This is a genomic window from Bauldia litoralis (genome assembly GCF_900104485.1).
Taxonomy (GTDB): domain Bacteria; phylum Pseudomonadota; class Alphaproteobacteria; order Rhizobiales; family Kaistiaceae; genus Bauldia; species Bauldia litoralis.
In genome coordinates this window covers 292,683-318,158 of sequence record NZ_FMXQ01000007.1, presented here as the reverse complement: position 1 = coordinate 318,158, position 25,476 = coordinate 292,683, and the positions used below count along the sequence as shown (strand labels likewise).

Genomic DNA, 25,476 nt, shown 5'->3' with positions numbered 1-25,476 from the left:
GGCGCCGCCTGCTCACGAAGGTCGGGGTCGCCGGCCTTCCCGCGGGGTGATTCCCCCGCGTGCCCCCGGCGTGGATCCGAAGGCCCAAAACCATCGCGGCGGGCGCTCGATCGGGCGTTTCGACACACCACTTTTCGGCCACGGCGTCCGGTCAAAGGGCGCCCGCCATCCCCTCGTCGGCGAGGGGGAAACGACGAGGAGAAGCCCAATCCTCCGGCCCGGATTCGGCGCGCGGCAGCGATGGCGCTTGGGCTATTCCGCGGCCGGCAGTTCGCCGCCGATCTCGACCGTCTTCGCCTGCTTGTCGTAGACGCAGATCGCCATGATCTCGGCGTCGGCGCCACGCGCCGTTCCACGCACCAGCGCCAGGCCGTAGGACTCCGACCCGAAGGGATCGACGGTGGCCGTCGCCGTCTCGAACATCGGCTCGGCCGCGGCGAGGCACTGCGTCTCGACATCGGCGCGGAACGCCTTCCAGGCGTCGTCGGAGGACGCCAGGGCGGTGGCGCCGAGCGCCATGAGGGCGAGAGCGGCAAGGGTCGATCGGGCAAGGATCATGGGAAACCTCGGTAAGGGCGGGAGCATTGACCGGCCCCCGAGGGAACCGGCGGCCGTGTCCCGGCGTTGACGTCTGTCAGATATCTGAAAGGGCATGGGCATGAACATTGTTGAACGGCCGCCGCGCGCGGTTGACCCTGCGGTGGAAGACGCCGGAGACCTGTCGTTTGTCGAGCGCGCCATCTACGTCACGCTCGGCCTCGGGCTGGCGGCAACCGCGGCACGCCCGCGACCGAACCCGGTGCTCAGCGGACTGGCGCTCATCGCCGGCTCCTACCTTGCCTGGCGCGGTGGCGTCGGCAACGACCCGGTCAAGCGCATCTACAACAACATCAGGGACGAGGCCTGACCCGGCCATCGTCCCTGATGTCGGTTGCATCAGGTCGCCCGGCGTCGGGCGATGAAGCCCCAGATCGCCAGCACGATGATGGCGCCGACGATCGCGCCGATGAATCCGGCGCCTTCGTCGGCATTATACCAGCCGACTGCCTGGCCGAGCCAAGTCGCCAGCACGGCGCCGACGATGCCGAGAATTGTGGTGAGGATGAAGCCGCTCGGCTCGTTCTTGCCGGGCATGATGAACTTGGCGATGACACCGGCGACGAAGCCGATGACGATGGTCCAGAGAATTCCCACGTGATTTGCCTCCTGAGAGGCGGATAGCCCGCCCGCACGACAACGACGCAAGCCCGGTTCCGTTCCCGGCTCCTAGCGAAGCATCGTCAGCAGTCGCTCCGCCGCCAGGATCAGGCCGAAGGCGAAGATGACATAGCCAAGGATCTTCTTCTTCGACTGGCTGCGCGGCGGCTTCGGCTTGCTGTCGCGGTGGCTGGCGACCCAGTCGCCGACATCCTGCCGCTCGACCCACAGGCGGGCCGCCGACAGCTTGTCCTTGTGCCATCGCCGCAGGACGAGTTCGTTGCGGACCCGGGAAACCCCGAGGTCTCTGAACTCGTCGCGGTACTTGTCGGTGGAGATGTCGCTCACGAGGCGGGAGGTATCACTCGCCCGGGTCGACCGGTAGAGCGCCAAAGCGTCGCGGGGCGCAGCCCGTCAGGCGGGCGCAGGGGTCATCGGAAAAATCGAAAATCAGCGGCCCGCGTCATCGGCAGGCCGCCCGGATATGTCGAAACTGGCAGAAGCCGATTAAGGCCTAGCGGCGACCGGGGCCGGCGCCCATGACGCGCTTCTTCGGCGCCGGGAGGAGACCCTCGCGCTGCGCCTGCTTGCGGACCAGCTTGCGGGCCCGGCGAATCGCCTCGCCCTTCTCGCGCGCCCGCTTCTCGGACGGCTTCTCGTAGAATCGCTTCCGCTTCAGCTCGCGAAAAACGCCCTCGCGCTGCATCTTCTTCTTGAGGACCTTCATCGCCTGGTCGACGTTGTTATCGCGGACGAATATCTGCAACAGACGTTCCTTTCGGTCGGCCGCGACACGGCGGCCTGTATCGGTTTTGGCTTCGTGATGTCCCGTGTGCCGCGGATACGAAAAACCGCGGCGGAGAGGGCAAAGTCCCACCATCCCCGCTTCGGGCACCATTTTTCTGGCGCAGTATGTAACCGGGTCAAACCGATTTTGCCAGTACCGGTGGAAGAAAAAGTGGCGAAAAACCCTCTTCGGCAGCGGCTTTCGCCGCTTGAGACCCGTCCGCTCCCATCCCATGTCGAGAAAAGCCACCGACCGGACGACGGAACGCATCGACGTCGGTCGCGTTGTCTCCGGTCTAGCGAAGGACCACCGACCATGACCACCGAAGACGACGGAAAGCCCGGCAACGACGACGTCCGCAAGGACGACCACAAGGAAGATGACACCCCGCCGACCCGGCCGGTGCGCCCTGCCGGCCCGGAATCGATGCGCGATCCGCCGAAGAACTGGGACGAGGTGGACGAGGAATCGGACGAATCCTTCCCGGCCAGCGATCCGCCCGCCAACTACTGATCGGCGCGTCGTAACGACGGGTTTCCGGTAAGCGCCGGTTAACCGTGAACCAAGTCAACGCCTTGAAAAGGCCGGACGTTCGCCGCTTGGCAACTTCCTGGGACTAGCCTCCGGCCAAAGTTCCCGAACTGGAGGAAGGGCAAATGGTCTTGCGTTCCCTTTTCGCCGTCGCCGCGCTGCTGCTCGTCGCCGGCACCGACGCCGCACTGGCGTGGTCGAGCAACACGACCGCCAATGTGGTCATCCGCAATGGCCCCGGCACCAACTACGGCCGCCTGACCGTTGTCCCCGCAGGGGAAACCGTCGAGGTCTATCGCTGTGCCGGTTGGTGCGAGGTCTATTACGAGGGCCGTCGCGGCTGGGCGTATGGCAAGTATATCGGCGGCTATGCCCCGCTGACCCAGACCCTGAACGTCTCGCCGGTCCGCACCCGCCACGGCACCAAGCTAAAGCCGGTCTACGTTCCGCCGCAGACCGCCTACCTCGCCTCGGCGCCGATCCGTTCGGAAAGCGCGGAGCAACGCGACTGGTACGCAGGCCGGGCCTTCTATTTCAACGGCCGCTACCTCGACCGTCCGGACGTCTTCTTCGTCTACGGTCGCTGAGGTCCCGGGCCTTGAACGCCGCATCGATCAGGCGGCTTGCCATTCTCAGTCTACGGTCGCTGAGGTCCCGGGCCTTGAACGCCGCATCGATCAGGCGGCTTGCCATTCTCATTGCGGCCACCGCCTGCCTCGCCTCGCCGGTTCACGCCGACGGCCCCGAGGGAATCGGCTTCGCGCAGGCCGAGGAAGGGACATGGTGGTGCCGCGGCGGCGATGCGGCCGCGGCCCTCGAATGCGCCCGCCAGAAATGCAGCGATGAGTCCGGCGGCCAGGAGTGCTTCCCCACCCGCTGGTGCTATCCGGCCGGCTGGTCGGGCCTCATGGTGGTCTGGCTGCCCGAATTCCACTCGACCCATGTCGTCTGCGGCATGCCGGGCGAGGAAGCCGCGCGGGCGGCCCTGAAGGCGATCTGCCAATCCGCGCCCGAGTTCACCAGTTGCGACTTGGCCTTGCTGATCGACTATGACGGCAAGGAAATGCCGCTCGACGAAACCATCGATCCGCGGGCGGGAGCCGCGGATTGATTCGGCGCATCGGCGTGCAACGGCGAGCCGCAGCGTTCGCCCCCGCGACACCCGGCGCGAGACATTTAGCCGGCAAGGCACCGTCCCCCGGCGGCGCGGCAGCCGGTGAATCAACCGCCTCTGGTAGCCTTCAATTCCTCCCGGTTTGCCTGTGTGACGTAGGACACAGTTAGGAGCCTCAAGCCGTTTTCCAGCCTTGCCCTTGCCATTAACTCCGGCGAATATGCCGCCCGATCGGCGCCTTAATGGCAATCGGACTGGCGCCTCGCCCTTCACCCCTAGGAGATGTCCATGTCCCTGAAACTGCATTCCATTGCTCTTGGCAGCGCCGCACTCTGTTTTGCCTTTGGCGCTGGCCAGGCCCTTGCCGCCGACGCGAACGCGATCGCCGATGCGCTGGTCGCCGCCATGCAGTCCAACGACAAGTCGACCGCCAAGTATGACGGCGCCACCGCGATCGGCGACGACGTGACGATCACCGGCTTCTCGGCGACCAACCCGAAGGGTGGTGTCATCTCCATCCCGACCATCACCATCGCCAACGCCCAGCCGCGCGACGCCGGCGGCTTCACCGCCAGCGCCATGACCTTCGACAACGGCACCGTCGTCGACGAGGACACCAACGTCGCCTGGCAGATGGGCTCCCTCAAGGATGCGACCGTCCCCTCGCCGGCCGAGATCAAGGCGAAGGCCCATATCCTCCCCTTCACCCAGGTGACGGTCAGCGGCCTGTCGATCGCTGGCGGCGACCTGCCCGCACCGCTCGATATTGCCTCGATCGGCGTGGCCCTCGACGTGGACGCGGAAGGCAACCCGCGCGACTTCGACCTGAAGGTTGCGTCGATCAACATTCCGCCGGCCGTCTTCGCCCAGGATCCCCAGCAGAAGGCGATCCTCGACGAACTCGGCTACACCAGCGGCTTCATGGTCAATCTCGATATCGCCGGCGCCTATGAGAGCGAAGGCGACGAGGTGACGCTGCGCACCTTCACCCTCGACGCGGCCGATGTCGGCAAGCTCGCCGTCACCGGCAAGTTCAACGGCATATCCCTTGGCGACATGGCCCAGGGCGCCGAGCCGGGCGATGCCGGCAAGAACGGCGCGCTTGAGGCCCTGACCATCCGATTCGACAATGCCGGCGTTGTCGAGCGGGTCCTCGACATGCAGGCCAAGATGATGGGCGTCGATCGCGCCGCCGTCGTCGCGCAGTTCGGCGGGGCCCTGCCCTTCATGCTCAACTTCATCGGCAACCCGCCCTTCCAGGACAAGCTGGCCAAGGCCGGCGCGGCGTTCCTCAACGATCCGCAGTCGATCACCATCGCCGTCAACCCGGACCAGCCGAAGAAGTTCGAGGAAATCATGGGCATCGCCAACCAGGCGCCCCAGACGCTCCCGGACGTTCTCTCGGTCGACGTGACCGCGAACAACTGATCTTGTGCCCCGGCTTCCGGATTTGCCGGAAGCCGGGGCATCTGATTGATGGCGGTGTCGCCAACCCGCTGAGAGTGATTCCATGAAGTCGCGCACCTGCCTCGCCGTCGCCGGCGTCCTGATGGTCCTCCCCCAGATCGCCATCGCGGAGGAGCCGGTCGAAGCCGCGATCCGCGAACGGGTAGCCGCGATCGACGCCTCGCCCGACTGGTCGGCGAGCTATGGCGGCCTCCGCTACGACTCCGTGACCGACACCGCGACCGTGACCGATTTCGTCGCCCGGGCCGACCGGCTGGGAAGCGAGGTGGCGATCGCCAGGCTTTCGGTCACCGGCTACGCCGGCTCGCTCGACGGCAGTTTCCGGGCGAAATCGATCGTCGCCGATGGCGGCGTCATCACGCTCGGCCTGGCGACGATCGAAATCGGCGACCTGGGCATCGAGGACCTCGCCGTCCCGCGAATGGGCGATGTCGTCTTCTCCCCGAACCAGCCCTTCACCTCGATGATCAAGGGCTATGCCGAGGCGGTGAAGACGAGCTTCGCCCGCGCCCGCGTCGGTTCCGTCGTCGTCGTCCAGACGATTGAGGACATCGAGAGCCGCATCGTCTACGAGCACCTGCGCCTCGACGACTTCGCCAACGGCAGGCTGACGTCGATGCGGGCGGGGCCGCTGCGCCTCGAATCGCCGTCGCCCCAAGGCCTGGTCACCACCACCATCGGCAGCGTCGAAGGCAGCGGCCTCGATCTCGCCGCCTTCGTCCGGGTCTACGATCCCGACGCCTACCAGAACGGCGTCGGCGACATGGCCTGGCAGGACGGAATCGACCTCGTCGCCTATCACGACATCCAGATGGAGGTCCCGGGCGGACGCTTCAGCATCGACGGAATTGCCGTCGAGAATACCCGCGTCCGCCAGCCACCAATCCCCTTCGCGTCCTTCCTCGATGCGGTGATGCTCGACCCCAACATGCCGCCCGAACTGATGCAGCGCCTGTCGCTGCGCCATCTGCCGGGGCTTCTCGGCTCGTGGTCGTTTGGCCGCGTCGGCGTCACCGGCTTCGCCATCGACGTCGCCGGGATCGACCGCATGGCCTTCAGCGGTTTCGACATGACGGACATCTCCGTCGACGGTATCCGCGAAATCGCGATCGAGGGCCTCGAGTCCGCCGTGAGGGGCCAGTTCGCCATGCGGCTTGGCCGCTTCGCGATCGGCGATATCCCGCTCGGCGGCATCGACGGACTGACCGACCTCGTCGCCGCCATCGACAGCGGCAAGGACATCGATCCGGAATCGCTCGCCCCGGGGCTCGGTTTCCTCGAGCTCGTCGACCTGAACGTCCAGACCCCCGATATCGAACGCCTCGGCCTCGCCCGAGTCCGGCTCGACACCCGCGACTATATCGGCCTCTTCCCGACATCCGCCTCGCTCGAGGTCTCCGGCCTTGTGATCCCGACCGACGCGATCACCGACCGCCAGGCCCGCGCGTTGCTGGAGCGCTTCGGCTACGAGAAGGTCGATTTCAGCTTCTTCCTCGACACCGCCTGGCAGGCGGCCGGCGAAGTTCTCACCGTCAAGGACCTGCGGTTTGGCCTCAAGGACATGGGCGGCTTCGCGATGAAGTTCGCGATCGGCGGATTTCCCCTCGGCGCGGCGCATGACGAGGCGCTGATGATGCTGGCTTATCCGCGCATGACGTTGCTCGACGCCGAAGTCACGTTCGAGGACGAGTCGATCGTCGGCAACGGCCTCGACATGCTGGCCGAGCAGATGAACGCGCCGCCGGAGACCTTCCGCAAGCAATTCGCCGACGCGATCCCCTTCTTCCTGTCGATGGCGACCGTCAACGACCCGCAGCTGATGGCGCTGATCCAGCGCTCGGGCCTGCTGCCCAAGCTGGTGCCGGTCATCCGCGACTTTGTCGCCGTGCCGGGCTCGTCGATCACCCTGTCGGCCCAGCCGCTCAAGCCGGTCGGCCTGGTGGCGTTGACGGATGCGGTGGAGAATGCGCCGGCGACGCTCGTCGACCTGCTCGGGCTGACCATCACTGGCACACCCGGCGAAGTGGCTCCGGAGCCGGTCGAGGAAGCCCCGGCCGAAATTGCACCGGTTGAGGAAGCGCCGGCCGAAGTGGCGCCGGCCGAGGAAGCCCCCGCCGCGGAGAACCCGGACGAGCGCAAGCCGATCGTCCAGATCCCTGTCGAGGATATCCCGGTCGAGGATGCTCCGGCCGATCAGCCGGCCGAAGCACCGGGCGCGACCCAGTCACCGAACTGAGCGTCCGGGCGGCGCTGCCGCCCGGCTCCTCCTAGTCCGGCAGGTTCAGGCGGATGTGCAATTCGCCGAGCTGGCGGGCGCCGACTTCCGATGGCGCGCCCATCATCAGGTCCTCGGCCCGCTGGTTCATCGGGAAGAGCGTCACCTCGCGGAGATTCTCCTCGCCGCAGAGCAGCATGACGATGCGGTCGATGCCTGGTGCGATGCCACCATGCGGCGGCGCGCCATAGGTCAGCGCATTCAGCATGCCGCCGAACTTCTCGGTCAGCACCTCCTCGCCATGACCAGCGATGGCGAAGGCCTTGCGCATGATCTCGACCTTGTGGTTCCGGATCGCACCCGACGACAGCTCGATGCCGTTGCAGACCAGATCGTACTGGATCGCCTTGATGTCTAGGATCGTCGCGCTGTCCGAGGGATCGAGCGCCAGGAAAGCCTCGTGATCGTAGTTCGGCATCGAGAACGGGTTGTGCGAGAACTCGATCTGCTTGGTGTCCTCGTTCCACTCATACATCGGGAAGTCGACGATCCAGCAGAAAGCGAACGCGTTCTCGTCGATCAGGTTGAGGTCGCGGCCGATCTTCTGGCGCGCCGTGCCGGCGAAGACGTGATGCTTGGCCGGATGGCCGCAGACGAAGAAGACGGCATCGTTGTCGCCAAGCCCCAGCTTCTCGCGGATCGCCTCGGTGCGCTCGGGCCCGATATTCTTGGCGACCGGGCCGGCGCCCTGGCCGTCGTCGCGGAAGAAGATGTAGCCGAGACCCGGCTGCCCTTCCCCTTGCGCCCAGGAGTTCATCCGATCGCAGAAAGCGCGGCTGCCGCCGGTCGGCGCCGGGATCGCCCAGACCTCGACCGTCGGATCGGCGGCGATCTGGCCGGCGAAGACCTTGAAGCCGGAATCGCGGAACTGCTCGGTGACGTCGCTCATCACGATCGGATTGCGCAGGTCGGGCTTGTCGGAGCCGTATTTCTGGATCGACTCGGCATAGGGAATGCGGACGAAGTCCGGCGAGACGGTGCGGCCATCGGCGAATTCCTCGAAAAGGCCGCGGATCACCGGCTCGACGGCGTTGAAGACGTCGTCCTGCTCGACGAAGCTCATCTCGATATCGAGCTGGTAGAACTCCCCCGGCGAGCGGTCGGCGCGGGCATCCTCGTCGCGGAAACACGGGGCGATCTGGAAGTAGCGGTCGAAGCCGGCGACCATGATCAGCTGCTTGAACTGCTGCGGCGCCTGCGGAAGGGCGTAGAACTTGCCCGGATGCAGCCGCGACGGCACCAGGAAGTCGCGGGCGCCCTCCGGCGAGGACGCGGTGAGGATCGGTGTCTGGAACTCGAAGAAGCCGGAGTCGGTCATCCGCCGGCGGATCGAGGAGATGATCTCCGACCGCTTCATGATGTTGTTGTGGAGCTTCTCGCGGCGCAGGTCGAGGAAGCGATACTTGAGCCGCGTCTCCTCCGGATATTCCTGGTCGCCAAAGACCGGCAACGGCAGTTCGGCCGCCGTCGAGAGCACCTCGATCTCACGGATGAAGACCTCGACCGCGCCGGTCGGCAGGTTGGCATTGACGGTCTCGGGCGTCCGCGCCTTCACTTCCCCGTCGATGCGCACCACCCACTCGGCGCGCACCGTCTCGACCAGCTTGAAGGCCGGCGAGTCGGGGTCGGCGACACATTGGGTCAGGCCGTAGTGGTCGCGAAGGTCGATGAACAGCAATCCGCCGTGGTCGCGCACGCGATGCACCCAGCCGGACACGCGGACGGTTTCGCCGACATTGTCGGGGCGGAGATCGCCACAAGTGTGGGTCCGATAGCGGTGCATGGGAATCCGTTGGTTTTGTTGAGTTGCCGGTGACGGTCCGGCGCGAGCCGAACGGCGGGAGAACGCACGGGCACCCCGCATTTGTCAAGGACCGGATGCGCGACCCGCCGCCGCTTGTCCGGCCTGCTCGTCGACCGGACGTCGGCCGGATTTCTACTTGCCGCCGGTGGCATGGCGCCATTCGCTCGGTTACCCTTCCTCTGGCGACAGCAGGCAGGCGGACGAGACAGCATGACCACACCTCCCCCCGACGCCGAGGCGGGGTTGCGTCTCAACCGGTTCGCGGATCAGGTCTCGGCTTTCGGGCTGGCGATCAGCTACCTGATGGGCAAGCCGGCGTTTCAGGGCCTGCCCTTCGGCCACTGGGCGCAGACCATCGCCGGCCAGATCAATCGCAATCACTATGTTTTTGCCTGTCGCGGCGAGACCGTGGTGGGCTTTGCCGGCTGGGCCTTCGCCAGCGTCGAGGAAGCGGAGGCCTGGCTGACGGAGGACCCCGGCGCGTCGGCCGGCGGTGACGCAGGCCCCTGCCTGATCATCAACTGCTGGGCGGTCGATTTGCCCGAGGCTCACCAGTTGCTGCGCGACCAGATCCGCATCATCGGCAGGGATTCGCAGACCGTCTACGCCAAGCGGCGGTACGAGAATGGCCGTATCCGGCCGCTCAGGCTCGGTGTGAACGCCTTCATAGGCGCACACATCGAAGCCGCCCAGGCTAGGCGCGGCGGCACCTAGCACGACGGATCAGGGTCAGCACACGCCCGGTTCGACCAACCCTCGGGAGATACTCTGTAATGGTGAATGTCACTGGCACCAACGCCAATGAAAAGATCAATACCGGCTTCGTTTCACCAACCGTCCTGGGCATGCCCGGCGCGGGAATAGACCTGATCCGGGCGAAAGGCGGAAACGACAAGGTTTCGGCCGGCCCTGGCAACGACGATGTGCGCCTCGGCGGCGGCAACGATACTTTCACCTGGAACCTTGGTGACGGCGACGATGTCGTCAACGGCCAGGGAGGCAACGACACGTTCAAGTTCAACGGCTCGATGGGCGATGATTATGCGTTCATCGACCAGTTCGATGGCAAGCTCAGTTTTTTCGATCACCCGTTCAATCCGGTTGGTACCGAACTCAAAAGTATCGAGAAGGTCAAAATCGACCTGCGCGAAGGGGAGGACTTGGCCTTTGTCGACGACCTTTCCGGCACCAGCGTCACCAAGGTGATCATCGATCTGTCCCGCACCCCCGGCAAGGCGCCTGACGGGGAGACCGACGTGATTGCCGCGCGCGGCAGCGGGGGCCGTGACGACATCTCCGTGCTCGCCACGGCAAATGGCTTCAAGGTGCTCGGTCTCGACGTCGACGTGAAGGTCAAGCATATCGACAAGGGCATGGATGCAGTCGCCCTCAAAGGGCTCGGCGGCAAGGACACCCTGGACGCCTCCGGCCTGCCCAAGAACTATCTTCAGGTCGAACTGGACGGCGGCACCGGCAAGGACACGCTGATCGGCAGCAAGGGCGATGACGACCTTTACGGCGGCAAGGGAAATGATTCCATCGACGGCGGCAAAGGCGACGACGACATCTATGGCGATGACGGCAAGGACACGATCGACGGCGGCAAGGGTGGCGACCTGATCGAAGGCGGCGCCGGCGACGACAGGATCGACGGCAACAAGGGCGGGGACCTGATCTCCGGCGGCCTCGGCCGCGACATCATGACGGGCGGCAAGGGCGCGGATGGCTTCTACTTCAAGGAAGACTATGCCCTCGATCAGACAGATGTCATTCGCGACTTCGAGGTCGGCAAGGACATCATCTATCTGAGCGCCGCCTGGTTCCCCGAACTCGGTGCGACGGTCGACTCGGCGGAGTTCGCGACCGGCAGCGCAGCCCTCCTGGCCTCACACCGCCTGATCTACAACGATCAGAACGGTATCCTGTCCTACGACAAGGATGGTGTCGGCGGCGCCGCGGCGGTTGAAATCGCCAAGATCGGCAAAGGCCTCGCGTTGTCCTATCTCGATTTCGAGATGGCCGCCTAGGCCCGCCTTCCAGCGCGTATCGCAACCCACGGCGGCCTCTGACGGGGCCGCCGTGGTGCATTTGCCCTTTCCATCAGACGTTCGTTGTTCCCAGCCGGCGCCATTTGCGACGCAATTCTCCGGGATTCCGGCCCCTCCCGACCCGCCGGTTACCCAGCCTGCCAAAATCTTGATACGTGGCACCAGATTTGGCGACAATTCCGGACGGCTGGGCTATAGGAGGGCATGTCGATCATCACCAAAACCGCCGATCTGGCGGCAGTCTGTCTCCGCCTGGCCCGATTCCCCTACGTCACCGTCGACACCGAATTCATGCGGGAGACGACGTATTGGCCGAAACTGTGCGTCATCCAGTTGGCCAGCCCCGACGAGGCGGTCATCATCGACGCCCTCGCGCCGGATCTCGACCTTGAGCCATTCTTCAAGTTGATGGCTGACGAACAGGTCATCAAGGTCTTTCATGCGGCGCGCCAGGACATCGAGATTGTCTTCCATCTCGGCGGACTCGTGCCCCATCCGGTCTTCGATACCCAGGTGGCGGCGATGGTCTGCGGCTTTGGCGATTCCGTCAGCTACGACCAGCTCGTCCAGCGGCTGACCGGCGCAAAGCTCGACAAATCCTCGCGTTTCACCGACTGGAGCCGGCGCCCGCTGACGCCGCGCCAGCAGGAATACGCGCTCGCCGACGTCACCCACCTGCGCGATGTCTTCCTGTCGCTCTCCACCCGTCTAGACCAGCAGGGCCGGACCGAGTGGGTGAGCGAGGAAATGGAGATCCTGACCTCGCCCAAGACCTACCAGATGGAGCCCGATTCCGCCTGGAAGCGCCTCAAGCTGCGGGTCCGCAAGCCGATCGAACTCGCTGTCCTGCAGGAAGTCGCGGCGTGGCGCGAGCGCGAGGCGCAATCGCGCGACGTGCCGCGCGGCCGGGTGGTCAAGGACGACGCGATCTACGAGATCGCCCAGCAGCAGCCGACGACGGCGCAGGCCCTCGGCCAGCTCCGCACCATCCCCAAGGGCTTCGAGCGCTCGCGCGCCGCCGAGGACATCCTCGCCGCGGTCGAGCGCGCCATGGCCTTGCCTAAGGATGCCCTGCCGAAGGTGCCGAAAGCCCGCCAGACCGGCAACGGCACCGGCGCCGCCGTCGATCTCCTGAAGGTTCTTCTCAAGATGACCAGCGAAAGCCATGGCGTCGCTGCGAAAGTCATCGCCACGGTCGACGATCTTGAGGCGATTGCCTCGGACGACGAGGCCGACGTGCCGGCGCTTCATGGCTGGCGGCGCGAGTTGTTCGGCGACGCGGCGCTCAAGCTCAAGCGCGGGGACATGGCGCTGGCCGTCCGCCGCAACCAGGTCGTGACCATCGACGAGGCGGGCCGCGATCCAGGAGCGCCGCACTAGGCGTCTGGTGAGCCGGTGTCGCTCCGCCTGATCCTCGCCATCTTCCCGGAGCGTCTCTCGGAGCGGATCAGGTCGGCGGCGGCGGCCTGCGACCCGATTGATCTCAAGATCGAGGAAGACGGCGAGGAAGGCCTGCGCACGGCCGAAATCGTCGTCTCCGCCGATTATTCGCAGAACGTTCTTGATGCCCTGCAGACCGCGCTTGAGGGCGAGGATGGCTGGCGGATCAACGTCCTGCCGATCGAAGCCACCCTGCCCCGGGTCTCCGAGGATGAGATCAAGCGGCAGGAGTCGAACCGCAAGACGACGGCCCGCGAGGAGCTTTATGAGGACGTCGCCAACGGCGCCCAACTCGACATCAATTTCGTCGTCCTCACCCTGACATCGGCCATCGTCGCCACCATCGGGCTCAACGAGGACAATGTCGCGGTGATCATCGGCGCGATGGTCATTGCGCCGCTGCTCGGTCCCAATCTCGCCTTCTCGCTCGGCGTCGCCCTCGGCGACCTCGTCCTGATGCGCAAGGCCGCCATCGTCTCCGCCGCCGGACTCGGCATGACGCTGGTGCTTGCCCTGCTGATCGGCCTCGTCCTGCCGGCAAACCTCGACAGCGTCGAACTCCTGCGCCGCACCCATGTCTGGTATGGCGACGCAGTGCTGGCGCTTGCCTCCGGGGTCGCCGCGTCCCTGTCGATCACCTCGCGGCTGCCGAGCACGCTGGTCGGGGTGATGGTCGCCGTGGCGCTGATGCCGCCGGCGGTCGCCGCCGGCTTCCTCGCCGGCGGGGGCAATTTCGCCGGAGCCTTCGGTGCTCTGATCCTGCTGATCACCAACGTCGTCTGCCTCAACCTGACCAGCCAGCTCGTCTTCATCTGGAAGGGCGTCCGGCCGCGCCGGTGGCTCGAACGCCGCGCCGCGAAGGACGCGATCCGCACCAATCTCATCGTCCTCGGCCTGCTGGTCGTCCTCCAGATCGCGGTCATCACCGTCTGGGCGCACTTCTTCGAATAATGCCGCACAAATAGGCACCTGTCGCGGTGTCCTCTGCGACTTGGGGCTTGCAAGCCCCGCAATCATACGACAAATTGCTCAACCCAAACGGAACGCGCGTCGCCTGACGTCAGACTGTTCCGAAAAAAGCTTGAAACCGGAGGAAACCCAAAATGTCAGAGTCTGAATTCGGCCCGCAGTCGCGGCGTGATTTCTTCAAGAAGGTCGGCGGATCGGCCGCTGCCCTCGCCGCGCTTGGCGGCATCGGCATCACCCCGGCAATGGCCGAGGCCATGGCCGTCGGCAAGTCCGAGAAGCCGCTGAAGGCCGCCTTCTCCAATGCCGGCCTTCAGGCCACCTGGTGCGCCCAGGGCAAGCAGGCCGCCGAATACTGGGGCAAGCTGTTCAACGTCGATGTCACCTGGTTCGATGGCCAGCTCGACTCGGTCAAGCAGCGCGCCGCGATCGACAACATGGCCTCGCAGGATTGGGACTTCGTCGCCATCCAGGCCTTCGGCATCGGCACCCTGACCGCCCCGGTCAACAAGATGATCGAAAAGGGCATCCCGGTCATCGATCTCGACACGCTGATCGCGCCGCTCGATTCGATCAACGTCCACACCTTCCTCGCTCCGGACAACGAGTTCATGGGCGCCTCGATGACCCAGGCTTTGGTCACCGCGATGGGCGGCAAGGGCACGATGGTCATGACCCAGGGCGCGCTCGGCCATACCGGCGCCCAGGGCCGCGCCGCCGGCTTCGAGTCGGTGGTCAAGAACTTCCCGGACATCGAGGTCCTCGACACCCAGCCCGCCGATTGGGACGTGTCGAAGGTTGCCCGCATCTGGGACACGCTGCTCACCAAGTATCCGGTGATCAACGGCGCCTTCTTCCACAACGATGACATGGCGCTCGCCGCCGCCGAGGTGATGAAGCGCCGCAACCGCAGCGAGACCCTGATCGGTGGTGTCGACGCGATGCCGCCGGCGATCGAGGCGGTCATCGAAGGCCGTATGCTCGGCACCGTGCGCAACCCGTCCTGCCGTATCCACGGCGGCGCGATCGTTGCCGGTGTCGCGGCTGTGGCCGGCGAGAAGACCGGTGACGGCATTCCGAAGCACATCATCACCGACGGACCGGTCGTCACCAAGGCGAACGCCGAAGGCATGCTGTGGATGGAAAGCCACTACCTGATCTAAAGTCGGAACATGACTGAAGGCAGCGAAACGCCGCTGCTCGAACTGGTCGACATCTCGAAGTCGTTTGGCGGTGTCCAGGCGCTTCGGGGTGTCGATTTTTCACTTCGGGCGGGGGAAATCCACGGACTCGTTGGCGAGAACGGCGCCGGCAAGTCGACGTTGATGAAAATCATCGCCGGCGTGCATCATGATTTCCAGGGCACGATGCGCCTCGACGGCAAGCCCGTGCGTTTTCGCTCGGCCCGCGATGCCCTCGATGCCGGCGTCGGCATGGTCCATCAGGAACTCAGCATCGCCCCCGAACTGACGGTCGCGGAGAATGTCTTTCTCGGCTCGCAGCCGGTCACCAAACTCGGCATCATCGACTGGAAGCGGATGGTGCGCGAGGCGCGCGAGCATCTCGCCGGACTTGGCATCGACGTCGATCCGACGACGACCATCGGCCTTCTGCCGATCGGCCTGCAGCAGCTCATCGAACTCGCCCGCGTCCTGTTCTCGGGCGCCCGCATCATCATCCTCGACGAACCGACGTCGGCGTTGTCGCCGCCGGAGGTCGAGCTCCTGTTCGCGACGTTGCGCAAACTGCGCGAGAGCGGTCGCAGCATCATCTTCATTTCCCATTTCCTCGACGACATCCTCGGCATCTCGGACTCGGTGACGATCTTCCGCAACGGCGAGAAGGTGCTGACCTCCCCGGTCTCGAAGATCGACAAGCGCAAGGTCATCGAACAGATGATCGGCGTCGGCCACCGGGAGCTCGAGGAGAGCTATACCGGCGACATCAAGCTCAACACCCGCTTCGACGCGCCGGTGGTGCTGGAGACAGAGAACCTGTCGATCGAGCGCGCCTTTCACGACGTCTCGATCAAGATCCGCGCCGGCGAGGTCCTCGGCATCTACGGCTTCATGGGCTGCGGCCAGATCGAGCTGGCCCGCGCCCTGTTCGGCAAGCTCAAGGCGTCGGGCGGCCTGATGCTCGAAGGCAAGCCGATCCGCCTGCCGCGAACGTCCGTCGCCAAGGAACTGGGTATCGCCTACGTGCCCGAGAGCCGGCGCGCGATGCTCTTCCACCACGAGCCGCTCTACAAGAACATGTCGATCAGCATTCTGGAGCGGATTTCGCGCCTCCTGCTGAAACCGGGCGCCGAGCGCAGCATCGCCAGGGGGCATATCGACAACCTGCGCATTCGCACCCCGGGCGCCGACCAGCTCCTCGGTAACCTGTCCGGCGGCAACCAGCAGAAGGTTGCCCTGGCCAAGTGGCTGACCCACGCCCCGAAGGTGCTGATCCTTAGCGAACCGACCCGGGGCATGGATGTCGGCGCCAAGGAGGATGTGGTGCGGATCGTGCGCGACCTGCGCGACCAGGGGATCGCCGTCGTCGTCGTCTCGACCGAACCGGAGACGGTCCTGTCGCTCGCCGACCGGATACTCGTCATGAAGCGCGGGGCGATCGTCACTGAATTTGCCGGAGATACGGTCAGCAAGGACCGGCTGCTCGAAGCGGCCTGATGGGGGAAAGAATGGCGGAGACTGGAACTGCGGCGAAGCGGCGTGGGGGATTCGGAAAGTGGTTCAGCAGTCAGTTGCGCAATATCGCGCCTTTCCTGACCCTGCTCTTCCTCGTCGGCTTTTTCAGTATCGCCAGTGAATCCTTCCCGACGCTGACCAACGTCGGCAACATCCTCAACCAGATCTCGATTACGGCGATCATCGCCGTCGGACTGACCTTCGTCATCCTGACAGCCGAAATCGATCTGTCGGTCGCGGCGATCGCCAATGTCACCGGCATCGCCGTCGCCTTCTTCACGATGCAGGAGGGCTACGTCAATATCGCCAACGTGCCGCTGCCCGGCCTTGTGGCGGTCGTCGTCGCGCTTGGCGTCTGCTTCGCGCTCGGGCTCTTCAACGCCCTTGGCGTCGTGTTCATCGGCATACCGTCCTTCATCATGACGCTGGCGATGATGCAGATCGCCGACGGCATGTCCGCCCTCTTCGTCCGCGGCCAGATCGCCTATGCGGTGCCGGAACTGGTGACCTTCCTCGGATCGAGCACCCTCGGCGGGATTCCGGTGATCGTGATGGTGGCGGGCGTCTTCCTGCTCGTCGCCCACCTCGTTCTCACCTACACCCGCTTCGGCCGCTACGTTTACATGGTCGGCGGCAACCGCGAGGCGGCCGAATATTCCGGCGTCAACGTCAAGTTCATCGTCGGCGCGGTGCTGGTCATCGGCGGCGTCTGCTCCGGCGTTGCCGGCATGCTCGGCGTCGCCTATTTCGGCAGCGCCCAGCAGAACGAGTTCACCACCTACCTGCTTGATGCGATCGCCGCCGTCGTGGTCGGCGGCACCAGCCTGTTCGGCGGCAGTGGCGGCATCGGCAACACGATCGTCGGCCTGCTGGTGCTTGGCGTCCTCAATAACGGCCTCGACCACGTGCAGATCGATCCGTTCCTGAAGACCCTGATCCGCGGCCTGATCCTGCTGGCGGCGCTGGTCATCAACGTCTACGCCCAGCAATTGCGCTCGCGCGCCGAAGCCCGCGGCGACTGATCGCCAGCCGCTGCCGGCTCCGGCCGGCGGCGGCGGCCCTACTCTATTCCGATGATGGCTTCGAGGCCGGCGGTCTTGGCGAGCGTCGCCAGGCGCCGTTCGACCCGCGCACCGCCAAGCGGCGCCAGATCGTGCGGCAGGACGAGCACCAGCTTCTTGCCGTCGCGTTCCAGCCGCGTGCGCGGCATGACGCCCGGCATCGCGCCGGAGATCATGTTGGCGACCCGTAGCACGGCGCCCAGCGCCCGCGCCCGCTCCATGTAGCGGGTTGGCGCGAGTTCCCGGATACGCGGACTCAGGGCCTCGTCGATCAGACCCTCGTGGCGATAGAAATTGGTCAGCGCCAGGTAGGCGCGGCCCGGGTGGTCGACCCCGATGAAGGCGGCATGGGCGATCAGGTTCAGGCTCTGCTCGCCGCGATACTCGGGATGGACGCGCCAGCCGATATCGGCAAGCAGGCAGGCCGCATGGCGCAGCCGCTGTTCCTCCTCGGTCTCGTCAAGACCGATCGCCTCGAAGGCCTGCCCGGCCCACGGGCTCAGTTCCGCCGCGTGGCGCGGCGAGCGCGAGCGAAGCAGCGCCAGTTCCTCGCAGGCGACGATCAGCGGATCGAGCGCCTTTTCCTCGGCCGACAGCAGGTCGTAGAGGTGTCCCTCGCGCACGCCGAGCGCCGACATGACGATCCGCGACGGCTTCATCGTCTTGATCACTTGCTCCAGCACCGCCGCGCCGTAAGGCAGCAGCGGGCGGCGATTGCGCGAGACGACCTCGATGGAATCGAGCGAATCCACGTCGCGCCGCGCCACCATCTTGCAGAATTCCGCCGCCTCGCCGGCCTCGATGGCATACTGGTGGGTGACGTGGAGCGGATAGCCCTTCTGCCGCATCTGGAGGCGGGCGAGCGAGCGCCACGTGCCGCCGATCGCGTAGAAGTCGCGCTTGCTCCCTTCCTTCAGGACTTCCGACTTCTCAAGCGCGTCGGCGATGATTTTCTCGGCCTTCTTCACCGAGCCTTGCGCGGTCTCCGCCAATCGCAGGCCGCCGAGCGGAAAGGTCTCGCCGGATCCGACCGTATCGCCATGGACATCGACGACCTCGAGGCTGCCGCCGCCCAGATCGCCGGCAATGCCGTGCGCGTCGTGAATGCCGGAAATGACGCCATAGGCCGTCAGTTCCGCCTCTTCCTTGCCGCTGAGCATGTGGATGGGGACGCCGGTAATCGCCTCGACGGCGGCGACGAATTCAGGCCCGTTCTCGGCTTCGCGCGGCGCGGCGGTGGCCAGGACGTGGATCTGCGACACGCCGATCTGGTCGGCAAGGGCGCGATAGCGGCGCAGCGCGGCCAGCGCCGAGGCGATCGCCGCCGGGTCGAGCCGCTTGGTCGCCTCGAGGCCGCGGGCCAGCCCGCAGAGCTCTTTTTCGTTGAAAATCGGCGTCGCGGACCGTGACAACCGCTCGTAGACGACGAGCCGGACCGAGTTGGACCCGATATCGACCACCGCGATCGGGCCCGAGCCGGTCAGGCGCCCAGGGGCGTCCTCGGACTTGGGTTCAGCGCCGCTTCGTCCGTTTCCGGAGGGGCCTGGGGGGGTCGGTTTTGAGGGATTTTCCACGGCCTGACAGGCTCGGATTGGTCATGAAGAACTGATGCACGTTGAAGGGCGACTCACCCTTCTTCGCCATGATGCGTTCCGAGCTACCGTCGGACAAGACAGTCCAACTCTGCTGGTTGTCGGCAAGATTGGCAACCATGATCTGGCCGAGAACCTGTTCATGCACAGTCGGGTTGAGGATCGGGGCCAGCGATTCCACCCGGCGGTCGAGATTGCGCGGCATGAGGTCGGCAGAGCCGATATAGACCTGCGCCTGAGGCGACGGCAGGGTGTGGCCGTTGCCGAAACAGAAGATGCGGCTGTGTTCGAGGAAGCGGCCGACGATCGACTTGACCCGGATATTCTCCGACAGGCCGGGTATGCCCGGCCGCAGGCAGCAGATGCCGCGAACCACAAGGTCGACCTGTACGCCGGCGGCGCTCGCATCGTAGAGGGCGTCGATGATCGTCGGGTCGACCAGCGAGTTCATCTTCATCCAGATCGCACCCGGCTTGCCCGCCTTGGCATTCTCGATCTCGCCGGCGATCAGGGTCAGGATCCGCCGGCGCAGCATGGTCGGCGAGATCGCGATCCGCTCCAGCACATCGGGCTCGGCATAGCCGGTGATGTAGTTGAAGATGCGGGCGACATCGTGCGCGATCACCGGATCGGCGGTGAAGAAGGACAGGTCGGTGTAGATCCGCGCCGTCACCGGGTGATAGTTGCCGGTGCCGATATGGACGTAGCTCGCCAGCGCACCGGCCTCGCGTCGGACCACCAGCGACAGCTTGGCATGGGTCTTGAGGTCGATGAAGCCGTAGACGACCTGGACGCCGGCGCGCTCGAGATCGCGCGCCCAGCGGATATTGGCCTCTTCGTCGAACCGCGCCTTCAGTTCGACCAGCGCGGTCACCGACTTGCCGGCTTCCGCCGCCTCGGCCAGCGCCTGGACGATGGGCGAGTCATTGGAGGTCCGGTAGAGCGTCTGCTTGATCGCGACCACGTTGGGGTCGTCGGCGGCCTGCCGCAGGAATTGCAGCACGACGTCGAAGGACTCATACGGGTGGTGGACGACCAGGTCCTTCTGGCGGATCGCGGCGAAACAGTCGCCGCCCTTTTCGCGAATCCGCTCGGGGAAGCGCGGCGTATAGGGCTTGAACTTCAGCTTCGGCCGGTCGACATCGACCAGTTGCGACAGGTCGTTGAGGGCCAGCACGCCGTCGACCATGAAGATCTCGTCGCCGGTGACGGCCAGCGCCTTGGCGACCATCGTACGCAGGTCCTCGGGCATCGCGGCGTCGATTTCCAGCCGGATGACCGAGCCGCGGCGGCGCCGCTTCAGCGCGCTCTCGAAGAAGCGGACCAGGTCCTCGGCTTCTTCCTCGACCTCGATATCGGAGTCGCGAATGACCCGAAAGGCGCCCTGCCCCTCGACCGCATAGCCCGGGAAAAGCCGCGTCACGAACAACGCGACCGCCTGTTCGATGCTGATGAAGCGGTCCTTGTCTTCGTCGGCCGGGGGCAGCCGGACGAAGCGGCCCAGCGTCTGCGGCATGCGGATCAGCGCCGTCATCAGCCGCCCGCCGGCCTTGCGGCTGAGTTGCAGCGCGACAGTCAGGCCGAGGTTGGGGATGAAGGGGAACGGGTGGGCCGGGTCGATCGCCAGTGGCGTCAGGGTCGGGAAGACCGACTCGAGGAAATGCTCCTCCAGCCAGTCATGCTCTTCCGCGGTGATCTGCGACGCCTCGACCAGCACGATCCCCTCGTCGGCAAGCTCGCGCCGCAGGTCCGCCCAGATCGCCTGCTGGTCGTTCGCCAGTTTCGACACCGCCTCGCCGATATGGACAAGCTGCTCGCTCAGCGACTGGCCGTCGTCGCTGATCATCGAGATGCCGCGACGCTGCTGGCCGATCAGGCCGGCGACGCGGACCATGAAGAATTCGTCGAGGTTGTTGGCCGAGATCGACAGGAAACGCAGCCGCTCAAGCAGCGGATGGTGCAGGTTGTTGGACTCCTCAAGCACCCGCCGGTTGAAGTGGAGCCAGGATAGTTCACGGTTAATAAACCGTTCCGGCAGGGTGCGCAGCCGCAGCCCCTCGGCCCGCTCGGGTCCGGATGCTTCGGCTTCGCCCACAAGGGCAGCGTCGGGTGTCTTCTGATCCATCATGCTTTCCGAGGATTATACCGTCGCGACAACCTAGCCGGCAAATATGACGATTTCGCCAAAAGGGCTATTTCCGCCGCTAATCCTCGCCGTCCCACAGCAATCCCTGCGTTTCGGCCATCCGCGACAGCGCCTCGCCCGCCAAACGCTTGGTAATCGAGCGATTCTCGGCCAGCGCGTCGCGGTCGAGCCGGTCGACGACCAGGCTGGCGGCTTCCAGCGACCGCTCCATCCGAAGCAGGATGAAATCGATCACCGCGGCGTCGACGACGAGCTGGCGATCGGCGAAGAGCTTGGTGAGCACCCGCCGGAGGAGGTCGTCATCCGGCTCGCCGAGGGTGATCGACCGCGCGGCGCGCAGGCGCGACACCAGGTCCGGCAGCTTGAGGGGAAGCGTCGCCAGGCCGCCGCGGCCGGTCAGGAGCAGCCGCGCCCCCTGCTCCGCCGCCGTATTGACGAGGTGGAAGAGCGCCGGCTCGTCGACCGGACCGTCGTGCAGGTCTTCCACCGCCACGGCGCCCGCGGCGACCAGCGCCGGGGCATCGTCGCGGCCAAGCCGGCGGGCGGCAACGCGCGCCGCGCCGGTGGCGTCCGCCCAGATCGCCGTCAGGTGCGACTTGCCCGAGCCTGCCGGGCCGACCAGCAGCAGGCCGCGCTCCGGCCAGGCCGGCCAGCCGTCAATGATCGCGATCGCCTCGGCGTTGACCGGGCTGACGACAAAGTCCTCCCGGCCGAACGCGGAATCGTGCGGTAGGCTGAACGCCAGTTGGCGCGACGGTGGCCGCTTGTCGCCGGTCATTCGCTGGGCGGCGTCGGTTCTCCGGCGCTGCCCCGGTAGATCGGGCTCGCCAGGTAGCGGGAGAGCGCATAGCGCACCAGAACCCCGACCGCCGCGGCGGCGGGAATTGCGACAAGCAGGCCGACAAAGCCGAACAGCAGGCCGAAGGCGAACAGCGCGAACATCAGCCAGACCGGATGGAGGCCGACATTGTTGCCGATGAAGAAGGGCTGGAGCACGTAGCCCTCGAGCAACTGGCCGACAATGAACAGGGCGGCGGCTGCGACCGGCATCACCCAGTCCGGCCAGAACTGGAGGAGCGCAATGCCGACCGAGGCGACGAAGCCGAGCGTCGAACCGAGATAGGGAACGAAGCTGATCAGCCCGGCGCCGAGCCCGATCAGGAAGCCGAAATTGATGCCGAGGATGACCAGGCCAGCCGCATAGAAGACACCCAGCGTCATGCTGACCAGCGCCTGGCCGCGCACGAAGCCGGCGATGACGCTGTCCATCTCTCGCGCCAGCCGGCGAATGGTCTCGACATGGTCGCGCGGCAGCCAGCTATCGACAAGCCCGATCATCCGGTCCCAGTCGTAGAGCAGGTAGAAGGCGACCACCGGCGCGACGACCAGCAGCGCGAGGATGTTGATGAAGGCGAGGCCGCCGGACCACACGGAGGTGACCAGCGTCGTCGCCCAGGTCGTGCCCTGGCTGACGAAGGCGCCGAGCGACGAGCGGACCGCGTCGGGATTGACGCCGATGCTCGCGGCCCAGCTTGAGCGCAGCACCGACTCGATCACGCTGTCGAGGCGAGTCAGGTATTCGGGCAGGTTGGCGATCAACAGGCCGATCTGGTTGACGAGGATCGGCAGGACCAGAACCAGCAGCGCGGCGAGAACGACCAGGGCGAGGACGATGATCGTCATCGTCGCCATCAGCCTGTTCATCCCCCGCCGCTCGAACCAGTCGGCCAGCGGATCGAGCAGATAGGCCATCGCCATGCCGCCGACGAAAGGCAGCAGGATCGCCCGGAAAATGAACAGGAAGGCCAGCAGCACCGCCGCCGCGATGATCCAGAAGGCGATCTGCCGGTCGATCTTCATTCCGGCAGCCTCTCGTCGAGAACCGACTTTCCCCCCTGGAGCGACTTGTCGGTTCCCATGTGGCGAACCCAGTCGAGCGCATAGAGCAGCGCCGAGGCGACGGTGAGGATGCCGACGGCCACCACCATGACGGTGCGCAGCATCGACAGGTCGACGGCGAAAGCCAGGTCGCCGAGCACCAGCGCGGCGAGGACAATCTGCGCCACCGTATTGAGCTTCGAGACGATCGACGGCCGCATCGCGATCGGCCGGCCGAGCATGCCGGCCAGCACCACGGCGCCGATGATCAGCACGTCGCGGCTGACGACGAGGATGGTCACCCAGACCGGAATCTCGTTGAGCACGGCGAAGGTCACGTAGATCGAGACCAGCAGCGCCTTGTCGGCCAGCGGGTCGAGATAGGTGCCGACAACCGAGCGCATGTTGAACTGGCGGGCGAGGAACCCGTCCACCGCGTCGCTCACCCCGGCCAGCACGAAGATCCAGAACGCGGTCATCGGCTCGTCCGAGACGATCAGCCAGATCGCCAGCGGCACCAGGAAAAGCCTGCCGATACTGATGAAATTCGGAATCGTCACCTTCGTCCGGACCTTTTTGCCGCGCCGCGCTGTGCGGACGGCCGGAAATCGCGGCTAGGAATGGCATTGTCGCCCTTCAAAGCCAAGTCGGCAATCGGTGGACAACCGAGCGCCCGCTTGCATTCGGCGGGTCTTGTGGTTGGATGCGCCCCGCATCCGCCGGGCCACTGAAAGGCGTGTCCATGACGATCCCCAATCGCCGCTCCACTCCGGCGACCTATGCCGAATCCGGCGTCAATATCGATGTCGGCAACGAACTTGTCGAAGCGATCAAGCCGGTCGTCCGCACCACCCGGCGGCCGGGCGCCGACGGCGAAATCGGCGGATTTGGCGGACTTTTCGACCTCGCGGCGACCGGATATGCCGATCCGGTGCTGGTCGCTGCGACTGATGGCGTCGGCACCAAGCTCAGGATCGCGATCGACCTCGGCGTCCTCGATGGCGTCGGCGTCGATCTCGTTGCCATGTGCGTCAACGACCTGGTGGCACAGGGCGCCGAGCCGCTGTTTTTCCTCGACTATTTCGCCGCAGGAAAGATAGAGACCGAGATAGCGATGGATGTCATTGCCGGCATCGCCCGGGGCTGTCGAATCGCCGGCGCCGCGCTGATTGGCGGCGAAACGGCGGAAATGCCGGGGATGTACGCGCAAAAGGACTTCGATCTCGCCGGTTTCGCCGTCGGCGCGGTCGAGCGCGACGCGATCCTGCCGCGCAACGATATCGCGGCCGGTGACGTGATCCTCGGCCTCGCCTCCTCCGGCGTCCACTCCAATGGCCTGTCGCTGGTGCGGATGATCGTCGCCCGGTCGGAAATGCCCTACGACTTCCCCTCGCCCTTCGGCTCCTCGACCCTCGGTCGGTCGCTGCTCACCCCGACCCGGATCTACGTCAAGCCGCTGATCGCCGCGATCCGCAATCCCGGCGGCGTCAAGGCGCTGGCCCATATCACCGGCGGCGGACTGCTCGAGAATGTTCCCCGCGCCCTCCCCGACACCCTCGCCGCGCGGATCGACCTTGGCCGGATCGAGGTGCCGCCGGTGTTCAAGTGGCTTGCCGAGACCGGCCCTCTGGAGGAGCCGGAGATGCTGCGGACCTTCAACTGCGGCGTCGGCATGGTGGTGATCGCCGAGCCCGAGCGCGCCGAGGCCCTCGAATCCGCGCTGGCCGATGCCGGCGAGACGGTCTTCCGCCTCGGAACGGTCGAGACGCGCACCGATGCCCCGGTGATCTTCGACGGCAAGCTCGCGCTCGGATCCGACTGATGGCTCGTCGGCGGACCGCGATCCTGATTTCGGGCCGCGGCACCAACATGACGGCGCTGATCGCGGCCTCGATGGAGCCCGACTACCCGGCCGAGATCTCGCTGGTCCTGTCCAACCGGCCCGAGGCCCCCGGCCTCAAGCGGGCGAGCGACATGGGTCTTGCCACCGACGTCGTCGATCACAAGGCGTTCGACACCAAGCCCGACTTCGAGGCGGCGCTGACCGCGCGACTGGAAGCCGCCGGCACGGACCTCATCTGCCTCGCCGGCTTCATGCGGCTGGTGTCGGAGGAGTTCGTCGATCGCTGGCATGACCGGCTGATCAACATCCACCCGTCGCTGCTGCCCGCTTTCACCGGCCTCAACACCCACGCCCGCGCCCTCGATGCCGGGGTCAAGCTGCACGGCTGCACGGTCCACTATGTCCGCGCCGCGATGGATAATGGCCCGATCATCGCCCAGGCGGCCGTGCCGGTGCTGCCGGGCGACACGGCCGATGCGTTGGGCGAACGAGTCCTTGCCGCCGAGCACCAGCTTTATCCCAGGGCGCTGGCGCTGGTCGCCCGCGAGGAGGTTCGCGTCGTCGACGAGCTGGTCAGGTTTTCTGAGGCGCCGAGCGAACCGCCCGGCATGCTGATGTCGCTCGGCGACTGAAT

The 25,476-nt window shown here is 65.8% G+C and carries 25 protein-coding genes; 15 read left to right on the top strand and 10 right to left on the bottom strand.

The genetic code is table 11. The annotated features are described in order from the left end of the window. Window positions 1-252: 252 nt before the first annotated feature. On the bottom strand, window positions 253-558 hold the full coding sequence (locus BLT60_RS17775; protein WP_090878427.1) for a hypothetical protein: 306 nt from the start codon (window positions 556-558) through the stop codon (window positions 253-255). Between the two features lie 100 nt (window positions 559-658). Here BLT60_RS17775 and BLT60_RS17770 point away from each other — a divergent pair, with 100 nt between their 5' ends. After that, a complete protein-coding gene (locus tag BLT60_RS17770; protein WP_090878488.1) occupies window positions 659-907 on the top strand; it encodes a hypothetical protein in 249 nt (82 codons plus the stop codon). Window positions 908-936: 29 nt separating this feature from the next. Here BLT60_RS17770 and BLT60_RS17765 read toward each other — a convergent pair whose 3' ends face one another. The 3 genes from BLT60_RS17765 to rpsU form a co-directional block, all read right to left on the bottom strand. Further along, the gene (locus BLT60_RS17765) at window positions 937-1,194 is read right to left on the bottom strand and encodes a GlsB/YeaQ/YmgE family stress response membrane protein (RefSeq protein WP_090878426.1); all 258 of its coding nucleotides are present in this window, start codon (window positions 1,192-1,194) and stop codon (window positions 937-939) included. A 72-nt stretch (window positions 1,195-1,266) separates the two neighbouring features. Then, window positions 1,267-1,545, bottom strand: a complete 279-nt coding sequence (locus BLT60_RS17760) for a hypothetical protein (RefSeq protein ID WP_090878424.1) — start codon at window positions 1,543-1,545, stop codon at window positions 1,267-1,269. 166 nt (window positions 1,546-1,711) lie between these two features. Beyond that, a complete protein-coding gene (gene rpsU, locus BLT60_RS17755) occupies window positions 1,712-1,963 on the bottom strand; it encodes a 30S ribosomal protein S21 (RefSeq protein ID WP_090878486.1) in 252 nt (83 codons plus the stop codon). Window positions 1,964-2,299: 336 nt separating this feature from the next. On the opposite strand from rpsU, the gene BLT60_RS24110 reads away from it, so the two are divergent. From BLT60_RS24110 to BLT60_RS17730, 5 genes are all read left to right on the top strand, one after another. Beyond that, window positions 2,300-2,497 carry a hypothetical protein gene (locus tag BLT60_RS24110; protein ID WP_139167881.1) on the top strand — a complete coding sequence of 66 codons (198 nt, stop codon included), beginning with the start codon at window positions 2,300-2,302 and terminating at the stop codon, window positions 2,495-2,497. A gap of 143 nt (window positions 2,498-2,640) precedes the next feature. Further along, entirely contained in the window at window positions 2,641-3,102 is a 462-nt protein-coding gene (locus tag BLT60_RS17745; protein WP_090878422.1) for an SH3 domain-containing protein, read from the top strand. Between the two features lie 74 nt (window positions 3,103-3,176). Then, complete coding sequence (locus BLT60_RS17740; RefSeq protein WP_090878420.1) at window positions 3,177-3,626, top strand: hypothetical protein; 450 nt, start codon at window positions 3,177-3,179, stop codon at window positions 3,624-3,626. A 291-nt stretch (window positions 3,627-3,917) separates the two neighbouring features. Further along, the gene (locus BLT60_RS17735; protein WP_139167880.1) at window positions 3,918-5,057 is read left to right on the top strand and encodes a hypothetical protein; all 1,140 of its coding nucleotides are present in this window, start codon (window positions 3,918-3,920) and stop codon (window positions 5,055-5,057) included. A gap of 82 nt (window positions 5,058-5,139) precedes the next feature. Next, complete coding sequence (locus BLT60_RS17730) at window positions 5,140-7,332, top strand: hypothetical protein (RefSeq protein ID WP_090878416.1); 2,193 nt, start codon at window positions 5,140-5,142, stop codon at window positions 7,330-7,332. 31 nt (window positions 7,333-7,363) lie between these two features. On the opposite strand, the gene aspS is transcribed toward BLT60_RS17730, so the two are convergent. Then, on the bottom strand, window positions 7,364-9,154 hold the full coding sequence (gene aspS / locus BLT60_RS17725) for an aspartate--tRNA ligase (protein WP_090878414.1): 1,791 nt from the start codon (window positions 9,152-9,154) through the stop codon (window positions 7,364-7,366). Between the two features lie 231 nt (window positions 9,155-9,385). On the opposite strand from aspS, the gene BLT60_RS17720 reads away from it, so the two are divergent. From BLT60_RS17720 to BLT60_RS17690, 7 genes are all read left to right on the top strand, one after another. Beyond that, window positions 9,386-9,889, top strand: a complete 504-nt coding sequence (locus BLT60_RS17720) for a toxin-activating lysine-acyltransferase (RefSeq protein ID WP_139167879.1) — start codon at window positions 9,386-9,388, stop codon at window positions 9,887-9,889. Window positions 9,890-9,948: 59 nt separating this feature from the next. Then, window positions 9,949-11,202: a calcium-binding protein gene (locus tag BLT60_RS17715; RefSeq protein WP_090878410.1), complete on the top strand. Its 1,254-nt coding sequence runs from the start codon at window positions 9,949-9,951 to the stop codon at window positions 11,200-11,202. A gap of 225 nt (window positions 11,203-11,427) precedes the next feature. After that, complete coding sequence (rnd, locus tag BLT60_RS17710) at window positions 11,428-12,603, top strand: ribonuclease D (protein WP_090878408.1); 1,176 nt, start codon at window positions 11,428-11,430, stop codon at window positions 12,601-12,603. A gap of 15 nt (window positions 12,604-12,618) precedes the next feature. Then, entirely contained in the window at window positions 12,619-13,614 is a 996-nt protein-coding gene (locus BLT60_RS17705) for a TIGR00341 family protein (protein ID WP_090878406.1), read from the top strand. Window positions 13,615-13,766: 152 nt separating this feature from the next. Beyond that, window positions 13,767-14,792: a sugar ABC transporter substrate-binding protein gene (locus tag BLT60_RS17700; protein ID WP_090878404.1), complete on the top strand. Its 1,026-nt coding sequence runs from the start codon at window positions 13,767-13,769 to the stop codon at window positions 14,790-14,792. Between the two features lie 9 nt (window positions 14,793-14,801). Beyond that, window positions 14,802-16,304: a sugar ABC transporter ATP-binding protein gene (locus BLT60_RS17695; protein ID WP_090878402.1), complete on the top strand. Its 1,503-nt coding sequence runs from the start codon at window positions 14,802-14,804 to the stop codon at window positions 16,302-16,304. A gap of 11 nt (window positions 16,305-16,315) precedes the next feature. Beyond that, entirely contained in the window at window positions 16,316-17,344 is a 1,029-nt protein-coding gene (locus tag BLT60_RS17690; protein ID WP_090878400.1) for an ABC transporter permease, read from the top strand. Window positions 17,345-17,382: 38 nt separating this feature from the next. Here BLT60_RS17690 and ppx read toward each other — a convergent pair whose 3' ends face one another. The 5 genes from ppx to BLT60_RS17665 all read right to left on the bottom strand — a co-directional run bounded on the left by ppx (window position 17,383) and on the right by BLT60_RS17665 (window position 23,559). Further along, the gene (gene ppx / locus BLT60_RS17685) at window positions 17,383-18,843 is read right to left on the bottom strand and encodes an exopolyphosphatase (RefSeq protein ID WP_090878398.1); all 1,461 of its coding nucleotides are present in this window, start codon (window positions 18,841-18,843) and stop codon (window positions 17,383-17,385) included. A gap of 52 nt (window positions 18,844-18,895) precedes the next feature. Continuing rightward, window positions 18,896-21,100 carry an RNA degradosome polyphosphate kinase gene (locus tag BLT60_RS17680; protein WP_090878484.1) on the bottom strand — a complete coding sequence of 735 codons (2,205 nt, stop codon included), beginning with the start codon at window positions 21,098-21,100 and terminating at the stop codon, window positions 18,896-18,898. A gap of 79 nt (window positions 21,101-21,179) precedes the next feature. After that, window positions 21,180-21,899 (bottom strand): P-loop NTPase family protein, encoded by a 720-nt coding sequence (locus tag BLT60_RS17675; protein ID WP_090878396.1) that lies wholly within the window; start codon window positions 21,897-21,899, stop codon window positions 21,180-21,182. After that, on the bottom strand, window positions 21,896-22,981 hold the full coding sequence (locus BLT60_RS17670) for an AI-2E family transporter (protein ID WP_090878394.1): 1,086 nt from the start codon (window positions 22,979-22,981) through the stop codon (window positions 21,896-21,898). The genes BLT60_RS17675 and BLT60_RS17670 overlap by 4 nt, the downstream gene beginning before the upstream one ends. Further along, window positions 22,978-23,559 carry a CDP-alcohol phosphatidyltransferase family protein gene (locus tag BLT60_RS17665; protein ID WP_090878392.1) on the bottom strand — a complete coding sequence of 194 codons (582 nt, stop codon included), beginning with the start codon at window positions 23,557-23,559 and terminating at the stop codon, window positions 22,978-22,980. Before BLT60_RS17665 ends, BLT60_RS17670 begins: the two co-directional genes overlap by 4 nt. Window positions 23,560-23,741: 182 nt before the next feature. On the opposite strand from BLT60_RS17665, the gene purM reads away from it, so the two are divergent. Further along, on the top strand, window positions 23,742-24,821 hold the full coding sequence (gene purM, locus BLT60_RS17660) for a phosphoribosylformylglycinamidine cyclo-ligase (protein ID WP_090878390.1): 1,080 nt from the start codon (window positions 23,742-23,744) through the stop codon (window positions 24,819-24,821). Next, window positions 24,821-25,474 (top strand): phosphoribosylglycinamide formyltransferase, encoded by a 654-nt coding sequence (purN, locus tag BLT60_RS17655; protein ID WP_090878388.1) that lies wholly within the window; start codon window positions 24,821-24,823, stop codon window positions 25,472-25,474. Before purM ends, purN begins: the two co-directional genes overlap by 1 nt. Window positions 25,475-25,476 lie beyond the last annotated feature (2 nt).

Bases quoted from the DNA above. Each gene is read 5' to 3' on its own strand.
- aspS (WP_090878414.1), bottom strand. From the start codon at position 9,154: ATGCACCGCTATCGGACCCACACTTGTGGCGATCTCCGCCCCGACAAT.
- BLT60_RS17715 (WP_090878410.1), top strand. From the start codon at position 9,949: ATGGTGAATGTCACTGGCACCAACGCCAATGAAAAGATCAATACCGGC.
- BLT60_RS17670 (WP_090878394.1), bottom strand. From the start codon at position 22,981: ATGAAGATCGACCGGCAGATCGCCTTCTGGATCATCGCGGCGGCGGTG.
- purN (WP_090878388.1), top strand. From the start codon at position 24,821: ATGGCTCGTCGGCGGACCGCGATCCTGATTTCGGGCCGCGGCACCAAC.
- BLT60_RS17675 (WP_090878396.1), bottom strand. From the start codon at position 21,899: ATGACCGGCGACAAGCGGCCACCGTCGCGCCAACTGGCGTTCAGCCTA.
- BLT60_RS17775 (WP_090878427.1), bottom strand. From the start codon at position 558: ATGATCCTTGCCCGATCGACCCTTGCCGCTCTCGCCCTCATGGCGCTC.
- BLT60_RS17770 (WP_090878488.1), top strand. From the start codon at position 659: ATGAACATTGTTGAACGGCCGCCGCGCGCGGTTGACCCTGCGGTGGAA.
- BLT60_RS17700 (WP_090878404.1), top strand. From the start codon at position 13,767: ATGTCAGAGTCTGAATTCGGCCCGCAGTCGCGGCGTGATTTCTTCAAG.
- BLT60_RS24110 (WP_139167881.1), top strand. From the start codon at position 2,300: ATGACCACCGAAGACGACGGAAAGCCCGGCAACGACGACGTCCGCAAG.
- BLT60_RS17735 (WP_139167880.1), top strand. From the start codon at position 3,918: ATGTCCCTGAAACTGCATTCCATTGCTCTTGGCAGCGCCGCACTCTGT.
- BLT60_RS17680 (WP_090878484.1), bottom strand. From the start codon at position 21,100: ATGGATCAGAAGACACCCGACGCTGCCCTTGTGGGCGAAGCCGAAGCA.
- rnd (WP_090878408.1), top strand. From the start codon at position 11,428: ATGTCGATCATCACCAAAACCGCCGATCTGGCGGCAGTCTGTCTCCGC.
- BLT60_RS17690 (WP_090878400.1), top strand. From the start codon at position 16,316: ATGGCGGAGACTGGAACTGCGGCGAAGCGGCGTGGGGGATTCGGAAAG.
- BLT60_RS17720 (WP_139167879.1), top strand. From the start codon at position 9,386: ATGACCACACCTCCCCCCGACGCCGAGGCGGGGTTGCGTCTCAACCGG.
- purM (WP_090878390.1), top strand. From the start codon at position 23,742: ATGACGATCCCCAATCGCCGCTCCACTCCGGCGACCTATGCCGAATCC.
- BLT60_RS17745 (WP_090878422.1), top strand. From the start codon at position 2,641: ATGGTCTTGCGTTCCCTTTTCGCCGTCGCCGCGCTGCTGCTCGTCGCC.
- BLT60_RS17695 (WP_090878402.1), top strand. From the start codon at position 14,802: ATGACTGAAGGCAGCGAAACGCCGCTGCTCGAACTGGTCGACATCTCG.
- BLT60_RS17730 (WP_090878416.1), top strand. From the start codon at position 5,140: ATGAAGTCGCGCACCTGCCTCGCCGTCGCCGGCGTCCTGATGGTCCTC.